This window comes from Methanospirillum stamsii, from assembly GCF_003173335.1.
Classification (GTDB): Archaea; Halobacteriota; Methanomicrobia; order Methanomicrobiales; family Methanospirillaceae; genus Methanospirillum; species Methanospirillum stamsii.
In genome coordinates this window covers 1-1816 of record NZ_QGMZ01000062.1, presented here as the reverse complement: position 1 = coordinate 1816, position 1816 = coordinate 1, and the positions used below count along the sequence as shown (strand labels likewise).

Here is a 1816-nt window from a genome sequence, read left to right as displayed (position 1 = left end):
TTTTTCATTATATTCCCATTTTAAATTATAGTTCATTTTCTCTTTTTTTATGTATATTTTAAAAAATTTCAGATATTCTCCTGCAATCTCTGCAATTTTAGATTCAATTTCCTGTTTTTTTAACTCTACAATGTCAAGTTCGAACCGAGAGTTTTGTGAATTATATCGTTTGATCTTTATATAAGTAATTACAATATATTGGCTGTGCTAACTTTGCATTCAAGAATGAGGTCGCACGACTCAGAATCGCGATAGAACATCAAATCTCACATGTAAATGCATTCTTTAATCAGGCGTCCCTTCAGGACTGTTTTTCGACAAAAACGCACAATGGGTTTTTAATAGCGATCGATTATATGAAAGGGCTCCTAACAAGCCCTGGACGCCGTCATTTGACAGCGATATCACAAAATTGTAGTGATTTTAACAACCAAGTATTCAGCCATTTTATGGCCCAATCTACTTGGGATCACCGTTCTCTTGTAGAATGGATTCGGAATATTGGTTGGCGACTTATTGGAAAAAATGGCGCTTTAGTCATCGATGAATGCGCAAATCCTAAATCTGGTGAGCATTCAGTAGGAGTTCAACGCCAATATTGTGGTAATCTGGGTAAAGTTGAAAACTGTCAGGTGGGCGTATTTATGGCATACGTCAAAAATGGGAGCCGATTATTACTTGATTATCGATTATACCTGCCTAAAAGTTGGACTTCTAATTCAAAGAGATGTGACTCTGCAGGAATACCTATTGAACATCGAACGTTTAAAACTAAAGCTGAGTTATCATACGAATTGATAGTTGATGCACTTCGTTCTAAAATCCCATTCAGTCATGTAAACATGGATGGATTTTATGGAAGTCAACCCTGGTTACTAACCCTATTAGAAGCGTTAGGTGTGACTTATGTTGCAGATATCGGCTCTGATGATCGTGTTTTTCTTGAGGTACCTGAATATGGGATTCCATTAAAGTGTAACCCACGAGGGAGACCACCTAGCCAAGTAAAAGTCCTAAATACCACTCCAATCAGGGTAGATGAAATCATGAGAAAAATTAAGCGGTGGAGAATTCTACGAGTCAGGAGGGCGATGAATGGCTTTCTTGAAGTAAATTTCTACGCTCTGAAGGTCTGGAGAATCGACAAAGATATCCAGGAACCTCTACCCGTATGGCTGTTGATTCGAAAAGAACTCGAAGAACCTAAAGTTAAGTACTCTCTCTGTAATGGAAATCACATTAATTCCTGGGATCGTTTGGTAAAGATGCAAAGTGAGAGGTATTGGGTAGAACGAACCTTTCAAGATTCAATAGCTCTCGCTGGAATGGCTGATTATCAAGTCCGAAACTGGAAGGCATGGCATCATCATGTAGCATTAGTTCTCCTTGCGATGCTTTGGATATTGAGGGAGCAAAAGCACCTTCTTCCTGAATTTAAAGACATTACACCTCAAGACGTCGCCCGTTTTTTTTTAATTTGGATGCCTCTGAAAGAGAAGACGTCATCTACGGTTGCTGAGGTGACTGTCAAAAATAAAAATAACCGAAAAAATTCACGAAGATCTAAGATGAAACGAAAAGGGCGGCCAATTATCGAATAAAAGTTGAAACCGAGATTTGTGCGCCAACTTAAAAGATAGCTCTCGGCTTCGTGTTATTTTTCGTTTTTATGGTATTTATCGTTGTCTTAAACATCATTATTTGCATATGATTATTTCCACTAGTCGTTTTGTATGAACATCATATGTTTTTCAAAATATTGATCAAAATTGGAGAGGATCAAGATAACTAACCATTTAAACATGACATTGTAGAG

General features: G+C 37.6%; 1 protein-coding gene. It reads left to right on the top strand.

Annotation, left to right across the window (positions count from 1 at the left end; translation table 11 throughout):
- The first annotated feature begins 197 nt into the window (after window positions 1-197).
- Window positions 198-1601, top strand: a complete 1404-nt coding sequence (locus DLD82_RS17645; protein ID WP_109942452.1) for an IS701 family transposase — start codon at window positions 198-200, stop codon at window positions 1599-1601.
- Window positions 1602-1816: the final 215 nt, after the last annotated feature.